The organism is Pseudomonas sp. LAMO17WK12:I10 (genome assembly GCF_900215185.1).
Taxonomy (GTDB): Bacteria; Pseudomonadota; Gammaproteobacteria; order Pseudomonadales; family Pseudomonadaceae; genus Aquipseudomonas; species Aquipseudomonas chlororaphis.
The window spans coordinates 81,585-99,277 of the sequence record NZ_OBDX01000017.1 but is presented as its reverse complement, the minus strand read 5'-3'; the positions used below and the strand labels follow the sequence as shown (position 1 = coordinate 99,277).

At 62.8% G+C, this 17,693-nt stretch carries 14 protein-coding genes and 1 pseudogene; 5 read left to right on the top strand and 10 right to left on the bottom strand.

The window, feature by feature from the left end:
• The first annotated feature begins 5 nt into the window (after nucleotides 1–5).
• Nucleotides 6–1,469: an NADH-quinone oxidoreductase subunit NuoN gene (nuoN, locus tag CRO75_RS18905; RefSeq protein WP_009044594.1), complete on the top strand. Its 1,464-nt coding sequence runs from the start codon at nucleotides 6–8 to the stop codon at nucleotides 1,467–1,469.
• Between the two features lie 188 nt (nucleotides 1,470–1,657).
• Nucleotides 1,658–1,741 (top strand): annotated as a pseudogene (locus CRO75_RS33255) (transcriptional regulator); the annotation flags it as partial.
• Nucleotides 1,742–1,919: 178 nt separating this feature from the next.
• Here CRO75_RS33255 and CRO75_RS18900 read toward each other — a convergent pair.
• Genes CRO75_RS18900 through CRO75_RS18875 form a run of 6 tightly spaced genes read right to left on the bottom strand, consistent with a single transcriptional unit; the run spans nucleotide 1,920 to nucleotide 7,880 of the window.
• Nucleotides 1,920–3,662, bottom strand: coding sequence for an ABC transporter substrate-binding protein (locus tag CRO75_RS18900; protein WP_097137473.1), 1,743 nt, complete (start codon nucleotides 3,660–3,662; stop codon nucleotides 1,920–1,922).
• 50 nt (nucleotides 3,663–3,712) lie between these two features.
• A complete protein-coding gene (locus tag CRO75_RS18895; protein ID WP_009044596.1) occupies nucleotides 3,713–3,985 on the bottom strand; it encodes a DUF2160 domain-containing protein in 273 nt (90 codons plus the stop codon).
• A gap of 10 nt (nucleotides 3,986–3,995) precedes the next feature.
• Nucleotides 3,996–4,796, bottom strand: coding sequence for a carbohydrate ABC transporter permease (locus CRO75_RS18890; protein WP_007929618.1), 801 nt, complete (start codon nucleotides 4,794–4,796; stop codon nucleotides 3,996–3,998).
• An 11-nt stretch (nucleotides 4,797–4,807) separates the two neighbouring features.
• Nucleotides 4,808–5,674 (bottom strand): sugar ABC transporter permease, encoded by an 867-nt coding sequence (locus CRO75_RS18885; protein ID WP_009044597.1) that lies wholly within the window; start codon nucleotides 5,672–5,674, stop codon nucleotides 4,808–4,810.
• Nucleotides 5,671–6,786, bottom strand: a complete 1,116-nt coding sequence (locus CRO75_RS18880; RefSeq protein WP_085534121.1) for an ABC transporter ATP-binding protein — start codon at nucleotides 6,784–6,786, stop codon at nucleotides 5,671–5,673. The genes CRO75_RS18885 and CRO75_RS18880 overlap by 4 nt, the downstream gene beginning before the upstream one ends.
• Nucleotides 6,786–7,880: an ABC transporter ATP-binding protein gene (locus CRO75_RS18875; RefSeq protein WP_097137471.1), complete on the bottom strand. Its 1,095-nt coding sequence runs from the start codon at nucleotides 7,878–7,880 to the stop codon at nucleotides 6,786–6,788. The genes CRO75_RS18880 and CRO75_RS18875 overlap by 1 nt, the downstream gene beginning before the upstream one ends.
• A gap of 293 nt (nucleotides 7,881–8,173) precedes the next feature.
• On the opposite strand from CRO75_RS18875, the gene CRO75_RS18870 reads away from it, so the two are divergent.
• The gene (locus CRO75_RS18870) at nucleotides 8,174–10,024 is read left to right on the top strand and encodes a sigma-54-dependent Fis family transcriptional regulator (RefSeq protein WP_097137469.1); all 1,851 of its coding nucleotides are present in this window, start codon (nucleotides 8,174–8,176) and stop codon (nucleotides 10,022–10,024) included.
• A gap of 79 nt (nucleotides 10,025–10,103) precedes the next feature.
• Here the strand turns inward: CRO75_RS18870 and cysS are convergent, their stop codons facing one another.
• Together cysS and CRO75_RS18860 are read right to left on the bottom strand one after the other, a co-directional pair.
• Complete coding sequence (gene cysS, locus CRO75_RS18865; RefSeq protein ID WP_053261852.1) at nucleotides 10,104–11,486, bottom strand: cysteine--tRNA ligase; 1,383 nt, start codon at nucleotides 11,484–11,486, stop codon at nucleotides 10,104–10,106.
• A gap of 18 nt (nucleotides 11,487–11,504) precedes the next feature.
• Nucleotides 11,505–13,202, bottom strand: coding sequence for a glutamine--tRNA ligase/YqeY domain fusion protein (locus tag CRO75_RS18860; RefSeq protein WP_009049801.1), 1,698 nt, complete (start codon nucleotides 13,200–13,202; stop codon nucleotides 11,505–11,507).
• 277 nt (nucleotides 13,203–13,479) lie between these two features.
• On the opposite strand from CRO75_RS18860, the gene CRO75_RS18855 reads away from it, so the two are divergent.
• Entirely contained in the window at nucleotides 13,480–13,983 is a 504-nt protein-coding gene (locus CRO75_RS18855; RefSeq protein ID WP_097137467.1) for a peptidylprolyl isomerase, read from the top strand.
• On the top strand, nucleotides 13,980–14,729 hold the full coding sequence (gene lpxH / locus CRO75_RS18850; protein WP_007929635.1) for a UDP-2,3-diacylglucosamine diphosphatase: 750 nt from the start codon (nucleotides 13,980–13,982) through the stop codon (nucleotides 14,727–14,729). The genes CRO75_RS18855 and lpxH overlap by 4 nt, the downstream gene beginning before the upstream one ends.
• A 154-nt stretch (nucleotides 14,730–14,883) precedes the next feature.
• Here the strand turns inward: lpxH and CRO75_RS18845 are convergent, their stop codons facing one another.
• Nucleotides 14,884–16,413 carry a DHA2 family efflux MFS transporter permease subunit gene (locus CRO75_RS18845; RefSeq protein WP_097137465.1) on the bottom strand — a complete coding sequence of 510 codons (1,530 nt, stop codon included), beginning with the start codon at nucleotides 16,411–16,413 and terminating at the stop codon, nucleotides 14,884–14,886.
• Nucleotides 16,414–16,478: 65 nt separating this feature from the next.
• Nucleotides 16,479–17,681: an HlyD family efflux transporter periplasmic adaptor subunit gene (locus CRO75_RS18840; RefSeq protein WP_097137464.1), complete on the bottom strand. Its 1,203-nt coding sequence runs from the start codon at nucleotides 17,679–17,681 to the stop codon at nucleotides 16,479–16,481.
• Between the last annotated feature and the right edge of the window lie 12 nt (nucleotides 17,682–17,693).

Sequence of the window (17,693 nt, the reverse complement as noted above, 5' to 3'; positions counted from 1 at the left end):
GCGCTATGGACTTTACGATTCAACACTTTATCGCGCTTGCGCCGCTGTTGATCACCAGCCTCACCATCATTGTGGTGATGCTGGCTATCGCCTGGCGTCGCAACCATTCGCAAACCTTCCTGCTGTCGGTCGCCGGTCTGAACCTGGCGTTGCTGTCGATCCTCCCGGCCCTGAAAGTCACCCCTCTGGCGGTGACTCCATTGCTGCAGATCGACCAGTTCGCCTGCCTGTACATGGCGCTGATCCTGGTGGCCACCCTGGCCTGCGTCACCCTCGCCCATGCCTACCTGGGCGACGGCGGCACCGGTTACCCGGGCAACCGCGAAGAGCTGTACCTGCTGATCCTGATGGCCGCCGCCGGTGGCCTGGTCCTGGTCAGCGCGCAGCACCTGGCGGGCTTGTTCATCGGCCTGGAGCTGCTCTCGGTACCGGTCTACGGCCTGGTGGCTTATGCCTTCTTCAACAAGCGCTCGCTGGAAGCCGGCATCAAGTACATGGTGCTGTCGGCCGCCGGTTCCGCGTTCCTGCTGTTCGGCATGGCCCTGCTCTACGCCGAAGCCGGCAGCCTGAGCTTCAATGGCATCGGTCAGGCCCTGGCCGCGACCGGCCTGCCTAGCCCGCTGGCCCAACTGGGCCTGGGCATGATGCTGATCGGCTTGGCATTCAAGCTGTCGCTGGTACCCTTCCACCTGTGGACCCCGGACGTCTACGAAGGGGCCCCGGCGCCTGTGGCGGCCTTCCTGGCCACCGCGAGCAAGGTGGCGGTATTCGCGGTGATGGTGCGCCTGTTCCAGATCTCGCCGGTGGCCAGCAGCGGTGTCCTGAACACCGTGCTGACCCTGATCGCGATTGCCTCGATCCTGTTCGGTAACCTGCTGGCGCTGACCCAGAGCAACCTCAAGCGTCTGCTGGGTTACTCGTCCATCGCCCACTTCGGTTACCTGCTGATCGCCTTGGTGGCAAGCAAGGGCCTGGCGATGGAAGCCATCGGCGTCTACCTGGTCACCTACGTGATCACCAGCCTCGGCGCCTTCGGCGTGATCACCCTGATGTCCTCGCCTTACAAGGGTCGCGACGCGGATGCCCTGTACGAGTACCGCGGCCTGTTCTGGCGCCGTCCGTACCTGACTGCCGTACTCACCGTGATGATGCTGTCCCTGGCCGGTATCCCGCTGACCGCGGGCTTCATCGGCAAGTTCTACATCATCGCCACCGGTGTCGAAGCGCACCAATGGTGGCTGGTCGGCTCCCTGGTCCTGGGCAGCGCCATCGGCGTGTTCTACTACCTGCGCGTCATGGTCACCCTGTACCTGATCGAGCCGAACCTGCGCCGCGTCGACGCCCAGCTGCACTGGGAACAGAAAGCCGGCGGCGTGATGCTGCTGGCGATCGCGGTCCTGGCGTTCTTCCTCGGCGTCTACCCACAACCGCTGCTGACCCTGGTCCAGCAATCCGGTCTGGCGGGCTGATCGCTCAAGCACGATCCGCGGTAAAACAAGACGGCGCCTTCGGGCGCCGTTTTGCATTTATGGGAACGGCCCTCCCCTACCCTGCGAATTGCCCTTCAAGCAAATCCGTGATGCCTGACATACCTGAACTGTGCCTGGCTTTAAAGTGAACTCCACACGTCACACTCAAATAGAGGCAAGGAAGAACGATGAGACGAGACATCTTTTCCGAGTTGGTCGAAGGCCTTGAAGCGCTGGCAGATGAACGCCACGGCAGGATCACACTACCTACCAGGACGCTGTTGCGAGCAATCGAGCGGCAACCCTCTACACCTACAGAACTGAAGACCGCCGGCACCTGCGCCACGAAACAGCCAGGGTAGGCTTGCTCGCGAAAGCGACAACGCAATCATCGCGCGCCTCGAAAAAACGGCACCCGAAGGTGCCGTTGCGCATTACCGATCCACAACCTTATTTGCGCGCTGCCTCCCACGACTTGAGCAGTTCGTTGTAGCTCACGGTTTCCCCCTTGGGTTTCTCGTTGGCCAGTTTCGGTTTCGGCGCGCCCGGCTGGTCGAACCAGTATTGCGCGTCGCGCTCGGGGTTCATTTTCGGGGCGCAGGTGGCCTGGGCTTTCGAGCGTTCAAGACGGGTCATGATCGCGTCCTGGTCCTTGGCCAGGCCATCGAGCGCCTGTTGCGGGGTTTTCTCGCCACTGGCCGCTTCGGCGATATGGCTCCACCATAACTGTGCCAGGCGTGGATAGTCCGGCACATTGGTGCCGGTCGGCGTCCACTGCACCCGGGCCGGGCTGCGATAGAACTCCACCAGGCCACCGAGCTTCGGCGCCAAGTCGGTCATCGCCTGGGAGTTGATGTCCGACTCGCGGATCGGTGTCAGGCCGACGATGGTTTTCTTCAGCGACACGGTTTTCGAGGTCACGAACTGTGCATAAAGCCAGGCCGCGAGTTTCTGCTTCTCCGGGGTGGACTTCATGAAGGTCCAGGAACCCACGTCCTGATACCCCAGCTTCATGCCCTCTTCCCAGTACGGTCCACGCGGCGACGGCGCCATGCGCCATTTCGGCGTGCCGTCGGCGTTCATCACCGCCAGGCCCGGCTTGGTCATGTCGGCGGTGAAGGCGGTGTACCAGAAGATCTGCTGGGCGATATTGCCCTGGGACGGCACCGGCCCGGACTCGGAGAAGGTCATGCCCGCCGCCTCCGGTGGCGCGTACTTTTTCATCCACTCGACGTACTTGGTGGTGGCGAACACCGCCGCCGGGCCATTGGTGTCGCCGCCGCGGGTCACGCTGGAGCCCACCGGATGGCAATCCTCAACGCGGATCCCCCACTCGTCCACCGGCAAGCCGTTGGGCAAGCCCTTGTCGCCGCCGCCAGCCATGGAGAACCAGGCATCGGTGAAGCGCCAGCCCAGGGACGGGTCCTTCTTGCCGTAGTCCATATGCCCGTAGACCCGCTTGCCGTCGATCTCCTTGACGTCCTCGCTGAAGAACTTGGCGATGTCCTCATAGGCCGACCAGTTCACCGGCACACCCAGCTCGTAGCCGTACTTCTCCTTGAACCTGGCTTTCAGGTCGGCCCGCTCGAACCAGTCGGCGCGGAACCAGTACAGGTTGGCGAACTGCTGGTCGGGCAGTTGATAGATCTTGCCGTCCGGCGCGGTGGTGAAGGAGATGCCGATGAAGTCCTTGATGTCCAGGGTTGGCGAGGTGTAGTCCTTGCCCTCGTTGGCCATCAGGTCGGTGATGGATTCGGTCTTGCCATAACGAAAGTGCGTGCCGATCAGGTCGGAGTCGTTGACCCAGCCGTCATAGATGTTCTTGTCCGACTGCATCTGGGTCTGCAGCTTCTCCACCACGTCGCCTTCCTGCAGCAGGTCGTGGGTCAGCTTGATCCCGGTGATTTCGCTGAAAGCCTTGGCCAGCACCTTGGACTCGTATTCATGGGTGGCGATGGTTTCCGAGACCACGTTGATCTTCATCCCGCGAAACGGCTCGGACGCCTTGATGAACCACTTCAGCTCTTCCAGCTGTTGTTCCGCGGTCAGGGTGGATGGCTTGAACTCGCTGCCGATCCATTTTTTCGCGGCGTCCTCATAGGCGTCGGCCCAGGCCGTCGCGCTCAAGCCGCTCAATGCCAGCATGGCCGCCAATGAAACGCTATGTCGCAGCTTATTGTTTTTGTCGAACATAGAGACCTCCCGGTTGAATTTCGAAGCAGGACCACCGCGCACGCGCCCGGCTAGCCCCAACGCATCACAGCCAACAGCCACACCAGAGACAGCACGAACGCCACCCAGATGCTCCAGTCGGTGGCGCCGATTACCAGCAGATGCAGGTAGGCGCTGCCGAGAAGACCGATAAACAGACGATCGCCACGGGTGGTGGCAATCGGCAGGAAGCCGCGCCGAGGGATGCTCGGCGAACGCAGCTCCCAAGTGGTCATGCCCAGCAGGATCAAGGCAATGACACCGAAGAATGCCGCCGTCGGGGCGGTCCAGTTCATCCATTCCATCAACGGTTCCTCATACCCGGCCCAGGGCAAAGCCCTTGGCCACATGGTTGCGAACAAACCAGATCACCAGCATGCCCGGCAGAATGGTCAGCACCCCGGCGGCCGCCAGCACGCCCCAGTCGATACCGGAGGCGGACACGGTGCGGGTCATCACCGCGGCGATCGGCTTGGCGTTCACCGAGGTCAAAGTCCGCGCCAGCAGCAGCTCGACCCAGGAAAACATGAAGCAGAAGAACGCCGTCACGCCGATCCCCGAACCGATCAGCGGGACGAAGATCTTCACGAAGAACTTGGGAAAGCTGTAGCCGTCGATATAGGCGGTCTCGTCGATTTCCTTCGGCACCCCGGACATGAAGCCTTCGAGAATCCACACCGCCAGCGGCACGTTGAACAGGCAGTGGGCCAGGGCCACGGCAATGTGCGTATCGAACAGGCCGATGGACGAATACAGCTGGAAGAACGGCAGCAGGAATACCGCCGGCGGTGCCATGCGGTTGGTCAGCAGCCAGAAGAACAGGTGCTTGTCGCCGAGGAAGCGGTAGCGCGAAAAGGCATAGGCCGCCGGCAGCGCCACGCTCAGGGAAATCACCGTGTTCAGGCTGACGTAATACAGCGAGTTGAGGTAGCCGGTGTACCAGCTGGGGTCGGTGAAGATCACCTTGTAGTTGTGCCAGGTGAAGTCCTGGGGCCACAGGGTCAGGCTACCGAGGATCTCGTTGTTGCTCTTGAATGACATGTTCAGCAACCAGTAGATCGGCACCAGCAGGAACAGGATGTAGATCAGCAGCGGTATCAGCTTGCGCTTGGTCATGGCGGCCGTCCTCAGCGATTGGCGTCGGAGTGGGTCATGGCGGTGTAGAACAGCCAGGACACCAGCAGGATGATCAGGAAGTACACCAGGGAGAACGCCGCGGCCGGGCCCAGGTCGAACTGACCGATCGCCATCTGGGTCAGGGTCTGGCTGAGGAAGGTGGTGGCATTGCCCGGCCCGCCGCCGGTGAGCACGAACGGCTCGGTGTAGATCATGAAGCTGTCCATGAAGCGCAGCATCACCGCGATCAGCAGCACGCTTTTCATCTTCGGCAACTGGATATGGCGGAACACCGCCCAGTTCGACGCCCGGTCGATGCGCGCCGCCTGGTAATACACGTCCGGGATCGCCCGCAGCCCCGAAAAGCACAGCAGCGCCACCAGCGAGGTCCAGTGCCACACGTCCATCACCAGCACCGTGACCCAGGCATCCATGGTATTGGCCGCGTAGTTGTAATCGATGCCCAGGGCATTCAGCGACGAGCCCATCAGGCCGATGTCGGCGCGGCCGAAGATCTGCCAGATGGTGCCCACCACGTTCCACGGGATCAGCAGCGGAATGGCGAGGATGATCAGCACCACCGACGACCAGCGCCCCTTGCTCGGCATGGTCAGGGCGATGGCTATGCCCAAGGGAATCTCGATCAGCAGCACGCAGGCCGAATAGATGAACTGGCGCAGCAGCGAGTCGTGCAGGCGCGGGTCGAGCAGCACCTGGCGGTACCAGTCGGCGCCGACGAAATAGCGGCTGGACTGGTCGAAAATGTCCTGCACCGAGTAGTTGACCACGGTCATCATCGGGATCACCGCACTGAAGGCCACCAGCAGGAACACCGGCAATACCAGCCACCAGGCTTTGTTGTTCTGCACTTTGTTCATGGCTGAACCTCGTTCGTGGCGTGGGCCTCCAGCAGGTATTCGTCGGCGTAGACCATCAGCCACTGCGCGGGGAAGCTGATGCAGGCCCTGCCCTGCGGCACCGGTTTGTCTTCGGCCAGCCGCACTTTCAAGACCGCGCCGTCGAGGTTCAGGGTCATGATCTTGTAGGTACCCAGGTCCTCGATGTGGACCACGTCGGCCTGCAGCGCCTCCTCGTAAGGCTCGTCCCAGACATGGATGAACTCCGGGCGGATGCCGACTTTCAGGCTCTGGTAATCGGTCTCGGCGATTCGCTGCTGCAAGGCCTCGGGCAAGGCCAGATGGGTCCCGGCGAACCTGACACCGCCGGCCTCTGCCCGGACTTCGATCAGGTTCATCCCCGGGCTGCCGATGAAGTAGCCGACAAAGGTGTGGCTCGGCCGCTCGAACAGCTCACGCGGGGTACCGAACTGGACGATCTGCCCGCCGTACATCACTGCGATCTTGTCGGCGAAGGTCGAGGCTTCGAGCTGGTCGTGGGTGACGTAGACCATGGTGATGTTGAACTGCTCGTGGATCTGCTTGAGCTTGCGCCGCAGCTTCCACTTCAGGTGCGGGTCGATCACCGTCAGCGGCTCGTCGAACAGGATCGCCGATACGTCGTCGCGCACCAGGCCGCGGCCCATGGAAACCTTCTGCTTTTCGTCGGCGCTGAGGTTGCGCGCCTTCTTGTTCAGCAGCGCCTGCAGGTCGAGGACCTCGGCGATCTCCTGCACCTTGCTGTGCACCTTGGCCTCGGCCAGGCCCTGGTTGCGCAGCGGAAAAGCCAGGTTGTCGAACACCGTCATGGTGTCGTAGACCACCGGGAACTGGAAAACCTGGGCGATGTTGCGCTTCTCGGGAGTCAGCTCGTTGACCACCCGGGTATCGAACAGCACCTGCCCCTGGGACGGGCTGAGCAGCCCGGAAATGATATTGAGCAAGGTCGACTTGCCGCAGCCGGACGGCCCGAGCAAGGCATAGGCGCCGCCCTGCTCCCAGACGTGGTTCATCTCGCGGATCGCATAGTCCTCGGGACCGGCCGGGGTACTGGTGTAACTGTGGGCGAGGTTGTGCAAACGGATCTCGGCCATCAGGCAACCCTCGCGACGCGCCGCCCCGGCGCCTGGACCAGACGGCCCTGGGCATCGAAGACGAATAGTTTGTGGGTGGGGATATAGATGCGGATCGGCGCGTCGACGTCATATTCGTGCACGCCGGGCAGGTGCAATACCAACAGGAATTGTTCGTTGCGCACATGCAGGAAGGTTTCCGAGCCGCTGATTTCCGCCACCTCGACGGTCACCGCCAGCTCCAGGTCGTCGTCGTTGCTCGGTACCAGGGAGATATGGCTGGGCCGCACGCCGAAGCGGAACTCGCCCTCGCCGACCGGGCGCAAGTCGACGTTCAGCGGAAAGTGCACGAAATTGGCGAAGCTCACTTCATTGCCGGCGATGCGCCCCGGCATCAGGTTGATCGGCGGTTCGGAGAACAGCTCGGCGGCCAGCACGGTCTGGGGCTGGTGATAGACCTCGGCGGTCTTGCCGCTCTGCACCAGGCGCCCCTCGTGGAGGATGGTGGTGGTGCCGCCCAGGGCCAGCGCCTCGTTGGGCTCGGTGGTGGCATAGATGGCGATGGTGTGGCGGGCCTGGAACAGCTCGCGCATCTCCTGGCGCAGCTCTTCGCGCAGCTTGTAGTCGAGATTGACCAGCGGCTCGTCGAACAGGATCAGCTCGGCATCCTTGACCAGTGCCCGGGCCATCGCCGTGCGCTGCTGCTGGCCGCCGGACAGTTCCAGCGGATGGCGCTGCAGGAACGTCTCGATCCGCAGCATCTTCGCCGTCTCCAGCACCTTGCTCTCGATCAGTTGCGCGGCAACGCCAGCCTGACGCAGCGGCGAGGCGATGTTTTCGAACACGGTCATGGTCGGGTAGTTGATGAACTGCTGATAGACCATCGACACGTTGCGCAGCCGCACCGGGCGCCCGGTGACGTCCACGCCGTTCATCAGGATGCGCCCGCTGGCGGGCTTGTCGAGCCCGGCGATCAGGCGCATCAGGCTGGTCTTGCCGGACAGCGTGCGCCCCAGCAGGACATTGAAGGAACCGGGTTCAAAGCGCAGCGAGATGTCATCGATCCAGGTCTGGCCCTCGACGACACGGCTGACGTGCTCCAGCGTTAATGACATGGCTCGGCCTTTTTTATTATTGGAGTCAAGCGACCGCAGCAGCAGAGCGACTTTCGTGCCAGAACCGTGGCACCCAACCAAGCCACTGATAAGCCTGATATTTATTAAAAGACAGGCTATTGGAAGGTTCACAGCTGAACAGAAATGAACAACCCGCACTGAACAACTGAACAGTCCGGCGGTTGACAATGAACAAGAGTGAACAACACTGGATGGACGCTTTTGCCCGTAAACGCCACAGTCCCGGGCATAGGCCATAACAACAATAAAAGCGTTTTCAGAGACCTACCGCCATGAGCGCACCTGCCTCACCGCTGTCTCACGAGACCATCATCAAGGACTCCTGGAGCCGCTGCCGGGCCTTTGGCCTCAGCCACCAGAGCGCGCCCGCCTTCGATCAACTGCCCGCCGAGCGCATCGCCCAGTTGCTGGAGAGCCAGCATGCCCTGGTGCAGACCACCCACCAGGAAGTCCTGCCCTACTACGAGAACATCCTCAGTAACTCCAATTGCCTGATCATGCTCGCCGACAACCAGGGCCAGGTGCTGACGTCCTGGGGCACCCAGCGTTTTATCGAGCCGAGCCTGGCCCGTGGTTTCAGCGCCGGCGCCAGCTGGCTGGAACACTGCAGCGGGACCAACGCCATCGGCACCGCCCTGGCTTGCGAACAGGCGGTGCATATCGAGCACGATGAACACTTTCTCAAGGCCAACCGCTTCATGACCGGCTCGGCCGCGCCGATCTTCGATGCCGAGCGCCGGGTGATCGCGGTGCTGGACGTCTCCAGCGACAGCTACCTGCCGCCCTCCCACACCCTGGGCATGGTCAAGATGATGAGCCAGACCGTGGAGAACCGGCTGATCCTCAACCTGTTCCAAGGCCGGCATTTCCAGCTGACCTTCAACACCGGCCTGAACAACCTTGACAGCCAGTGGGCCGGCCTGCTGATCTTCGATGACAGCGGCCAGGTGCTTTCGGCCAACCGCCGCGCCGACAACCTGCTGGGCATCAGCCTGTCGCGGGTCGGCATCGAAAGCCTGTTCAAGGTGTCCCTGCTGGAATTGCTCAACCAGCCCGAAGGCCTGCCCTTCGCCCTGCAGGCCGCCGGTCGTAACCGTTTCCATTGCCTGCTCAAGCGTCCAAGGCAGGTGCCGATCCAGGCCCGGGTCTTTGTCGAGCCACCTTCCCGTCCGGCTCCCGCCAGCGCCGATGCCATCAGCCTGAACACCCTGCACTTCGGCGACAGCCGGGTGGAGAAAGCCGTGCGCCAGGCCGAACGCCTGCTGGAAAAGGACATTCCGCTGCTGATCCACGGCGAAACCGGCGTCGGTAAGGAGGTCTTCGTCAAAGCCCTGCACCAGGCCAGCTCGCGGAGCAAACAGGCGTTCATTGCCGTCAATTGCGCAGCGATTCCCGCCGAACTGGTGGAGTCCGAGCTGTTCGGCTATGAAAAAGGCGCCTTCACCGGCGCCAACCAGAAAGGCAGCATCGGCCTGATCCGCAAAGCCGACAAAGGCACACTGTTCCTCGACGAAATCGGCGACATGCCCTTGCCGACCCAGGCCCGCCTGTTGCGTGTGCTGCAGGAGCGCTGCGTGCAACCGGTGGGCAGCAGCGAGCTGTTCCCGGTGGACATCCGCATCATCTCGGCGACCAACCGCTCCCTGCGTGAACAGGTGCAACTCGGGCGCTTCCGCGAGGACCTGTATTACCGCATCGGCGGCCTGACCCTGGAGTTGCCGCCCCTGCGCGAACGCAGCGACAAACAGGCGCTGTTCAAGCGCATCTGGGAACAGCATCGCGAGTCCGGCCAATGGGCCGGGCTCAGCCGCGACGTCCAGGAACTGTTCGAGCGCCATCCCTGGCCGGGCAACCTGCGCCAGGTCAGCAGTGTGATGCAGGTGGCGCTGGCCATGGCCGAAGAACAGCCGATCCGCGCCGAGCACCTGCCCGACGACTTTTTTGTCGACCTGGACATGGAGCCAGCCACCAGCCACGAACCGCCCGGCGACATCGACCTGCAAGACAGCGCCGACCTGCACCGCCAGCTCAAGGCCGTGGGCGGCAACATCTCCCAGCTGGCGCGACGGCTGGGGGTGAGTCGCAATACCCTCTATAAAAGATTGCGCCAGCAGGAGGAGTGATCGCCCGCCCCCTGCCCCCGAATGGCAGGCAAACAAAAACCCGCACAAGGCGGGTTTCTGTTTATAGCCAGTACAGCAATCAGTCAGCCAGACGCCAGGTCGTCCCACCCTTGCCGTCTTCCAGCACCACGCCCATGGCGGTGATCTGGTCGCGGATGCGGTCGGACTCGGCCCAGTCCTTGTTGGCCCGGGCCGCCAGGCGCGCCTGGATCAGCGCTTCGACCTGCGCTGCGTCGACCCGGCCTTCGGCACCGGCCTGCAGGAAGTCGTCGGCGTCCAGCTGCAGCACACCCAGCACGTCCGCCAGTTCCCTCAGGCGCGCCGCCAGACCGGCCGCCGCATTGAGATCGCTCTCGCGCAGACGGTTGATCTCGCGCACCATCTCGAACAGCACCGCACAGGCTTCCGGCGTGCCGAAGTCGTCGTTCATCACCTCGGTGAAACGCTCGACGAAGGCTTCGCCACCGGCGGCCGGTACAGTCGGCAGGCCTTTGAGGGCGTGGTAGAAACGCTCCAGGGCGCCCTTGGCGTCCTTGAGGTTGTCTTCCGAATAGTTGATCGCGCTGCGGTAGTGGCTCGACACCAGCAGGTAACGCACGACTTCCGGATGGTACTTGTCGAGCACGTCGCGGATGGTGAAGAAGTTGTTCAAGGACTTGGACATCTTCTCGCCATTGATGCGGATCATGCCGCAATGCATCCAGGCATTGGCGTAGGTCTTGCCGGTGGCCGCCTCGCTCTGGGCGATCTCGTTTTCATGGTGCGGGAACTCGAGGTCGCTGCCGCCGCCATGAATGTCGAAGGTCTCGCCCAGGCAGCAGGTCGACATCACCGAGCATTCGATGTGCCAGCCCGGACGCCCGGCGCCCCATGGCGATTCCCAGCTCGGCTCGCCCGGCTTGGCGGCTTTCCACAGCACGAAGTCCAGCGGGTCCTGTTTCGACTCGTCGACTTCGATCCGCGCGCCGATGCGCAGGTCTTCGATCTTCTTGCGCGACAGCTTGCCGTAACCGAGGAACTTGCCGACCCGGTAGTACACGTCGCCGTTGCCCGGCGCGTAGGCGTAGCCCTTGTCGATCAGGGTCTGGATCATCGCGTGCATGCCGGCGATATGGTCGGTGGCACGCGGCTCCATGTCCGGCTTCTTGATGTTCAGGCGCGCTTCGTCTTCGTGCATCGCCGCGATCATGCGCTCGGTCAGCGCCTCGAACGACTCGCCGTTCTCGTTGGCCCGATTGATGATCTTGTCGTCGATGTCGGTGATGTTGCGCACATAGGTCAGGTCGTAGCCGCTGAAACGCAGCCAGCGGGTCACCAGGTCGAAGGCGACCATGCTGCGGCCGTGGCCCAGGTGGCAGTAGTCGTACACGGTCATGCCGCACACGTACATGCGCACCTTGTTGCCATCGAGCGGCTTGAAGACTTCTTTGCTCTTGGTGAGCGTGTTGTAGATCGTTAGCACAAGGAGTTCCTTAACTGATCACTGACCCCAGGAGTCGCGCAGGGTCACGGTACGGTTGAATACCGGTGCGCCCGGTTTCGAGTCCTTGATATCCGCGCAGAAGTAACCTTCGCGCTCGAACTGGAAACGGTCTTCCGGCTGTGCGTTGCCCAGCGAGGGTTCGGCACGACAACCAGTGAGGACCTGCAGGGAGTCAGGGTTGATGTTGTCCAGGAAACTTGCGCTGTCTTCGGCCTTCTCCGGGTTCGGCGAACGGAACAGGCGATCGTACAGGCGCACTTCGCACTCGACGCTGGCGGCGGCCGGCACCCAGTGGATCACGCCCTTGACCTTGCGCCCTTCCGGGTTCTTGCCCAGGGTGTCCGGGTCGTACGAGCAACGCAGCTCGACGATGTTGCCATCGGCATCCTTGATCGCCTCGTCGGCGCGGATCACGTAGCTGCCGCGCAGGCGCACTTCGCCGGCCGGTTCCAGGCGCTTGTAGCCCTTTGGCGGCTCTTCCATGAAGTCGTCGCGATCGATGTAGATTTCACGGGCGAACGGCAGCACCCGCACGCCCATGTCTTCTTTCGGGTGGCGCGGCAGTTCGAGGTTCTCGACCTGGCCTTCAGGGTAGTTGGTGATCACCACCTTCAGCGGGCGCAGCACGCACATGGCGCGCGGGGCGCTGTGGTCGAGGTCGTCACGGATGCTGAATTCCAGCATGCCGAAGTCCACCACGCCGTCGGAACGGTTGGTGCCAACCATCTCGCAGAAGTTGCGGATGGATTTCGGCGTGTAGCCACGACGACGGAAGCCCGACAGGGTCGACATGCGCGGGTCGTCCCAACCGTTGACGTGCTTCTCGTCCACCAGTTGCTTGAGCTTGCGCTTGCTGGTGATGGTGTAGTTCAGGTTCAGGCGGCTGAACTCATACTGGCGCGGCTGTGCCGGCACCGGCAGGTTCTCCAGGAACCATTCGTACAACGGGCGATGGCTTTCGAACTCCAGGGTGCAGATCGAGTGGGTGATGCCTTCGATGGCGTCCGACTGACCGTGGGTGAAGTCGTAGTTCGGGTAGATGCACCACTTGTCGCCGGTCTGGTGGTGATGCGCATGGCGGATGCGATACATGATCGGGTCGCGCAGGTTCATGTTCGGCGAGGCCATGTCGATCTTGGCCCGCAGCACGCGTGCGCCGTCCGGGAATTCGCCCGCCTTCATGCGGGCGAACAGGTCCAGGTTCTCTTCCACCGAACGGTCGCGGAACGGGCTGTTCTTGCCCGGCTCGGTCAGGCTGCCACGGTATTCCTTGGCCTGCTCGGGGGTCAGGTCGTCGACATAGGCCTTGCCCGCCTTGATCAGCTCCACCGCCCACTCGTGCAGCTGGTCGAAGTATTGCGAGGCGTAGCGCACTTCACCGGCCCACTCGAAGCCCAGCCACTTGACGTCGCTTTCGATGGCGTCGATGTATTCCTGGTCTTCCTTGGCCGGGTTGGTGTCGTCGAAACGCAGGTGGGTGACGCCGCCGAATTCCTGGGCCAGCCCGAAGTTCACGCAGATCGACTTGGCGTGACCGATGTGCAGGTAGCCGTTGGGTTCCGGCGGGAAGCGGGTCACGATCTGTGTGTGCTTACCCGAGTCCAGGTCCGCCTGGATGATCGGGCGCAGGAAGTTGACCGGAACGGCCGGTCCGGTCTTGGAATTCGAGGTAGGGTCGACAGTGGGCTTGCTCATAGGATCCTTGAACATACAAGTGCGCGGCCGGTGCGGCCTGATAAATCAAAACGGATATCATAGCCGATGCGGTCAAGCCCCTGACAGAGCGGGCTTTAAATCTGCCGCGATTAATCCGTCGCAAATGAAAAAACAGCCTCGAATTTCACGCCCGTCACGCTAAACTGCGCACCTTGGCGGATTTTTGCCAGCGCGGTTCCGGCCCGCGGGCCCCAGGCCTGCCTCCCGGAACCCGGGAATTCCTTGAAAACGCTCCTCCTTATAAAGAGTACCGATCATGACCCAAGTCAAACTGACCACCAACCACGGCGACATCTTGCTGGAACTGAACGCCGAGAAAGCCCCGGTCACCGTGGCCAACTTCGTCGAATACGTTAAAGCCGGTCATTACGAAAACACCGTATTCCACCGCGTCATCGGTAACTTCATGATCCAGGGCGGCGGTTTCGAGCCAGGCATGAAAGAAAAGAAAGACAAGCGTCCAAGCATCCAGAACGAAGCCGACAACGGTCTTTCCAACGACAAGTACACCGTCGCCATGGCCCGCACCATGGAACCGCATTCGGCTTCCGCGCAGTTCTTCATCAACGTCGCTGACAACAGCTTCCTCAACCACAGCGGCAAGACCGTGCAGGGCTGGGGCTACGCAGTATTCGGCAAAGTGGTCGCCGGCACCGAAGTGGTCGACAAGATCAAAGGCGTGGCCACCACCATGAAGGCCGGCCACCAGGACGTACCGGCCGAAGACGTGATCATCGAGAAAGCCGAGATCGTTGAGTGATACTGCTGATTTCAGATTTGCATCTGGAAGAGGAGCGCCCGGACATTACCCGGGCGTTTCTGGATTTACTGGGCGGGCGTGCCCGCTCGGCGCAAGCGCTGTACATCCTGGGAGATTTCTTCGAGGTCTGGATCGGCGACGACGCCATGACCCCCTACCAGCTTTCCATTTGCCAGGCACTGCGCGAGCTCAGCGACAGCGGCACGCAGGTTTTCCTGATGCATGGCAATCGCGACTTCATGCTTGGCAAGGCCTTCTGCAAGGCCGCGGGCGCGACCCTGCTCAAGGACCCGAGCGTGGTCGACTTCTACGGCGAGCCGGTGCTGCTGATGCACGGCGACAGCCTGTGCACCCGCGACGAAGCCTATATGCGCATGCGCCGCTACCTGCGCAACCCGGTTTCGTTGTGGATCCTCAGACACCTGCCGCTGCGCACCCGACACAAGCTGGCGCGCAAACTGCGCAATGAAAGCCGCGCGCAAACCCGCATGAAGGCCAACGACATCGTCGACGTGACCCCGGACGAAGTGCCGCGGATCATGCAGGCATTCAAGGTGCGGACCCTGGTCCACGGCCACACCCACCGCCCGGCCATCCACAAGTTGCAGATCGGCGACCAGGCCGCCAAGCGCATCGTGCTGGGGGACTGGGACCGTCAGGGCTGGGCTTTGCAGGTGGATGAGCAGGGCTTCCAGCTGGCGGCTTTCGATTTCGTGCCGTCACAGCAGGCATTGCCCCGCCTGTAGCCGCTGCCGCAGGCTGCGATAAGGCCCGAAGGGCCTTGCGAGGCCTTCCAGGCAAACGCTGCGCGCTCTATCGCGAACAAGCTCGCTCCTACAAAAAGTACCTCCCCTGTAGGAGCGAGCTTGCTCGCGATAATTCCTCTGCCCTACCGCACCCTCAATGCCCCGCCGACGCCGGCCCGGCCTTGGCGGTGAACGGTGGCTTGGCCAGCCACACCAGCAGGATCAGCGCCATGAAGCTCCAGCCCAGCAGCGTAAAGTAGTCCACGGTGGACATCATGTACGCCTGCCCGGTCAGCACCTGGTCCAACTGCGCGTAAGCCTGGTTGCTGGCACCGCCCAAGGCGTTCAGGGCATCGCGGGTGGCCGGCTCGAAGCTGCTGATGTGCTCACTCATGTAGGCATGGTGCTCGTTCGCCCGGCGGATCCAGATCCAGGTGGTCAACGACGCGGCGAAGCTGCCGCCCAGGGTCCGCAGGAAAGTGGCCAGGCCGGCGCCATCGGCGATCTGCTGCGGCGGCAGGTCCGACATCAGGATGCTCAGGGTCGGCATGAAGAACAGCGCCACGCCGATACCCATGAACAGTTGCACCAGGGCGATGTGCTGGAAGTCCACCTCGTTGGTGAAGCCGGCGCGCATGAAGCAGCTCAGGCCGATCGCCAGGAACGCCAGACCGGCCAGCAAGCGCAGGTCGAACTTGTGCGCGTACTTGCCGACGAAAGGCGACATCAGCACCGGCAGGATGCCGATCGGCGCCACCGCCAGGCCGGCCCAGGTCGCGGTGTAGCCCATCTGGGTCTGCAACCACTGCGGCAGGATCAGGTTGATGCCGAAGAAGCCGGCATAACCGCCCACCAGCACGATGGTGCCGATGCGGAAGTTGCGGTGGGCGAACAACCGCAGGTTGACCACCGGATGGCGGTCGGTCATTTCCCAGATCACGAACACCGCCAGGGCGATCACCGAAATCAGCGTGCCGATGATGATGAAGTTGGATTCGAACCAGTCCAGGTCGTTGCCCTTGTCGAGCACGATCTGCAAGGCACCGACGCCGACGATCAGGCTCAGCAGGCCGATGTAGTCCATCGGCTGGCGACTGGTCACCACCGGCCGCGCCTTCAGCTGCTGCTTGACCACCCAGGCGGCGAACAGGCCGATCGGCACGTTGATGAAGAAGATCCACGGCCAGCTGTAGCTGTCGGTGATCCAGCCGCCGAGAATCGGCCCGGCAATTGGCGCCACCACCGTGACCATCGCCAGCAGCGCCAGGGCCATGCCCCTTTTCGCCGGCGGGTAGACCGCGATCAGCAGGGTCTGGGTCATCGGGTACAGCGGCCCGGCCACCACCCCTTGCAGCACACGAAAGCCCACCAGCTCGGGCATGGAGGTGGAAATCCCGCAGAGGAAGGAGGCCAGCACGAACAGCAGGGTGGCCCAGATAAACAGCTTCACCTCGCCGAAGCGCCGGCTCAGCCAGCCGGTCAGCGGCAAAGCGATCGCGTTGCTCACGGCAAACGAGGTGATCACCCAGGTGCCCTGCTCCGAACTCACCCCGAGGTTGCCCGAGATGGTCGGCAAGGCCACGTTGGCGATGGTGGTGTCGAGCACCTGCATGAAGGTCGCCAGCGACAGGCCGATGGTGCTGAGCAACAGGCTGGGCGGCGTGAAAGAGGCGTTATTGCTCATCGCGAATCCTATGAAGCGAGGCAGGCGCCGCGGCCGCTAACGGCCGCAGCAGAGGGATCGGCGAATCAGCGCTGCGCGGTCTTGCCGATGGCGGCGCTGTTGTCGTGGATCAGGCGAGCGATCAGGGCATCGGCCTCGCCCAGCTGGCGGTCGTAGACGCTGGTGCTGAACGACGCCTTTTGTGGGGGCTGCTGGGCCAGCACGGGGCCGCTCTGGTCATGCAGGTCGACATTGACCACCGTCGACAGGCCGACCCGCAGCGGGTGCTTGGCCAGCTCTTCGGCATTCACATGGATGCGCACCGGCACCCGCTGCACGATCTTGATCCAGTTGCCGGTGGCGTTCTGCGCCGGCAACAGGGCGAAGGCACTGCCGGTACCGGCGCCCAGGCTGTCGATGGTGCCGCTGTACTTGACGTCGCTGCCGTAGATATCGGCTTCGATGTCCACCGGCTGGCCGATGCGCATGTCACGCAGCTGGGTTTCCTTGAAGTTGGCGTCGATCCACAGTTGGTCGAGCGGGATCACCGCCATCAACGCGGTGCCCGGCTGTACCCGCTGCCCCAATTGCACGGTGCGCTTGGCGACATAACCGGTCACCGGCGCGATCAGGGTGCTGCGGGCGTTGGTCAGGTAGGCCTGGCGCAACTGCGCGGCGGCCGCCTGCACGTCCGGATGGTTCGATACCACGGTGTCGTCCACCAGCGCGTTGGTGGTGTTGAGCTGCTGCTGGGCATTGGCCAGGGCGTTCTGCGCCGAGGTCAGGTCGTCGCGGGCGTGGGACAGTTCTTCCTGGGAAATCGCCCCGCTGCTGGCGAGGGTCCGGCGACGGTTGAAGTTGTCCTGGGCTTTCTGCACTTCGGCCTTCTGCGCCGCCACCTGGGCGCGCATGCCGTCGACATTGCTGTACAGGCCGCGCACCTGGCGCACGGTGCGGGCCAGGTTGGCCTCGGCGCTTTGCAGGCCAACCTCGGCATCGTTGGGGTCGAAGTTGATCAGCACCTGGCCTTCGTGGACCAGGTCGCCATCGTCGGCGCCGATGCTGACCACCGTACCGGTGACCAGCGGGGTGATTTCCACCACGTTGCCGTTCACATAGGCGTCGTCGGTGCCTTCGTTCCAGCGTCCGTAGAGTTCATACCAGGCAAAGACCCCCAGCCCGCCCAGGACGATCAGCGCCACCAGGCCCAGCAGCATGACTTTGCGCTTGCGCGGGTTGGCGGTGTCAGGGGTATTTTCGGGAGCGTTGTTGGTTGCGGCAGTGGCCATGATGAGTACCTT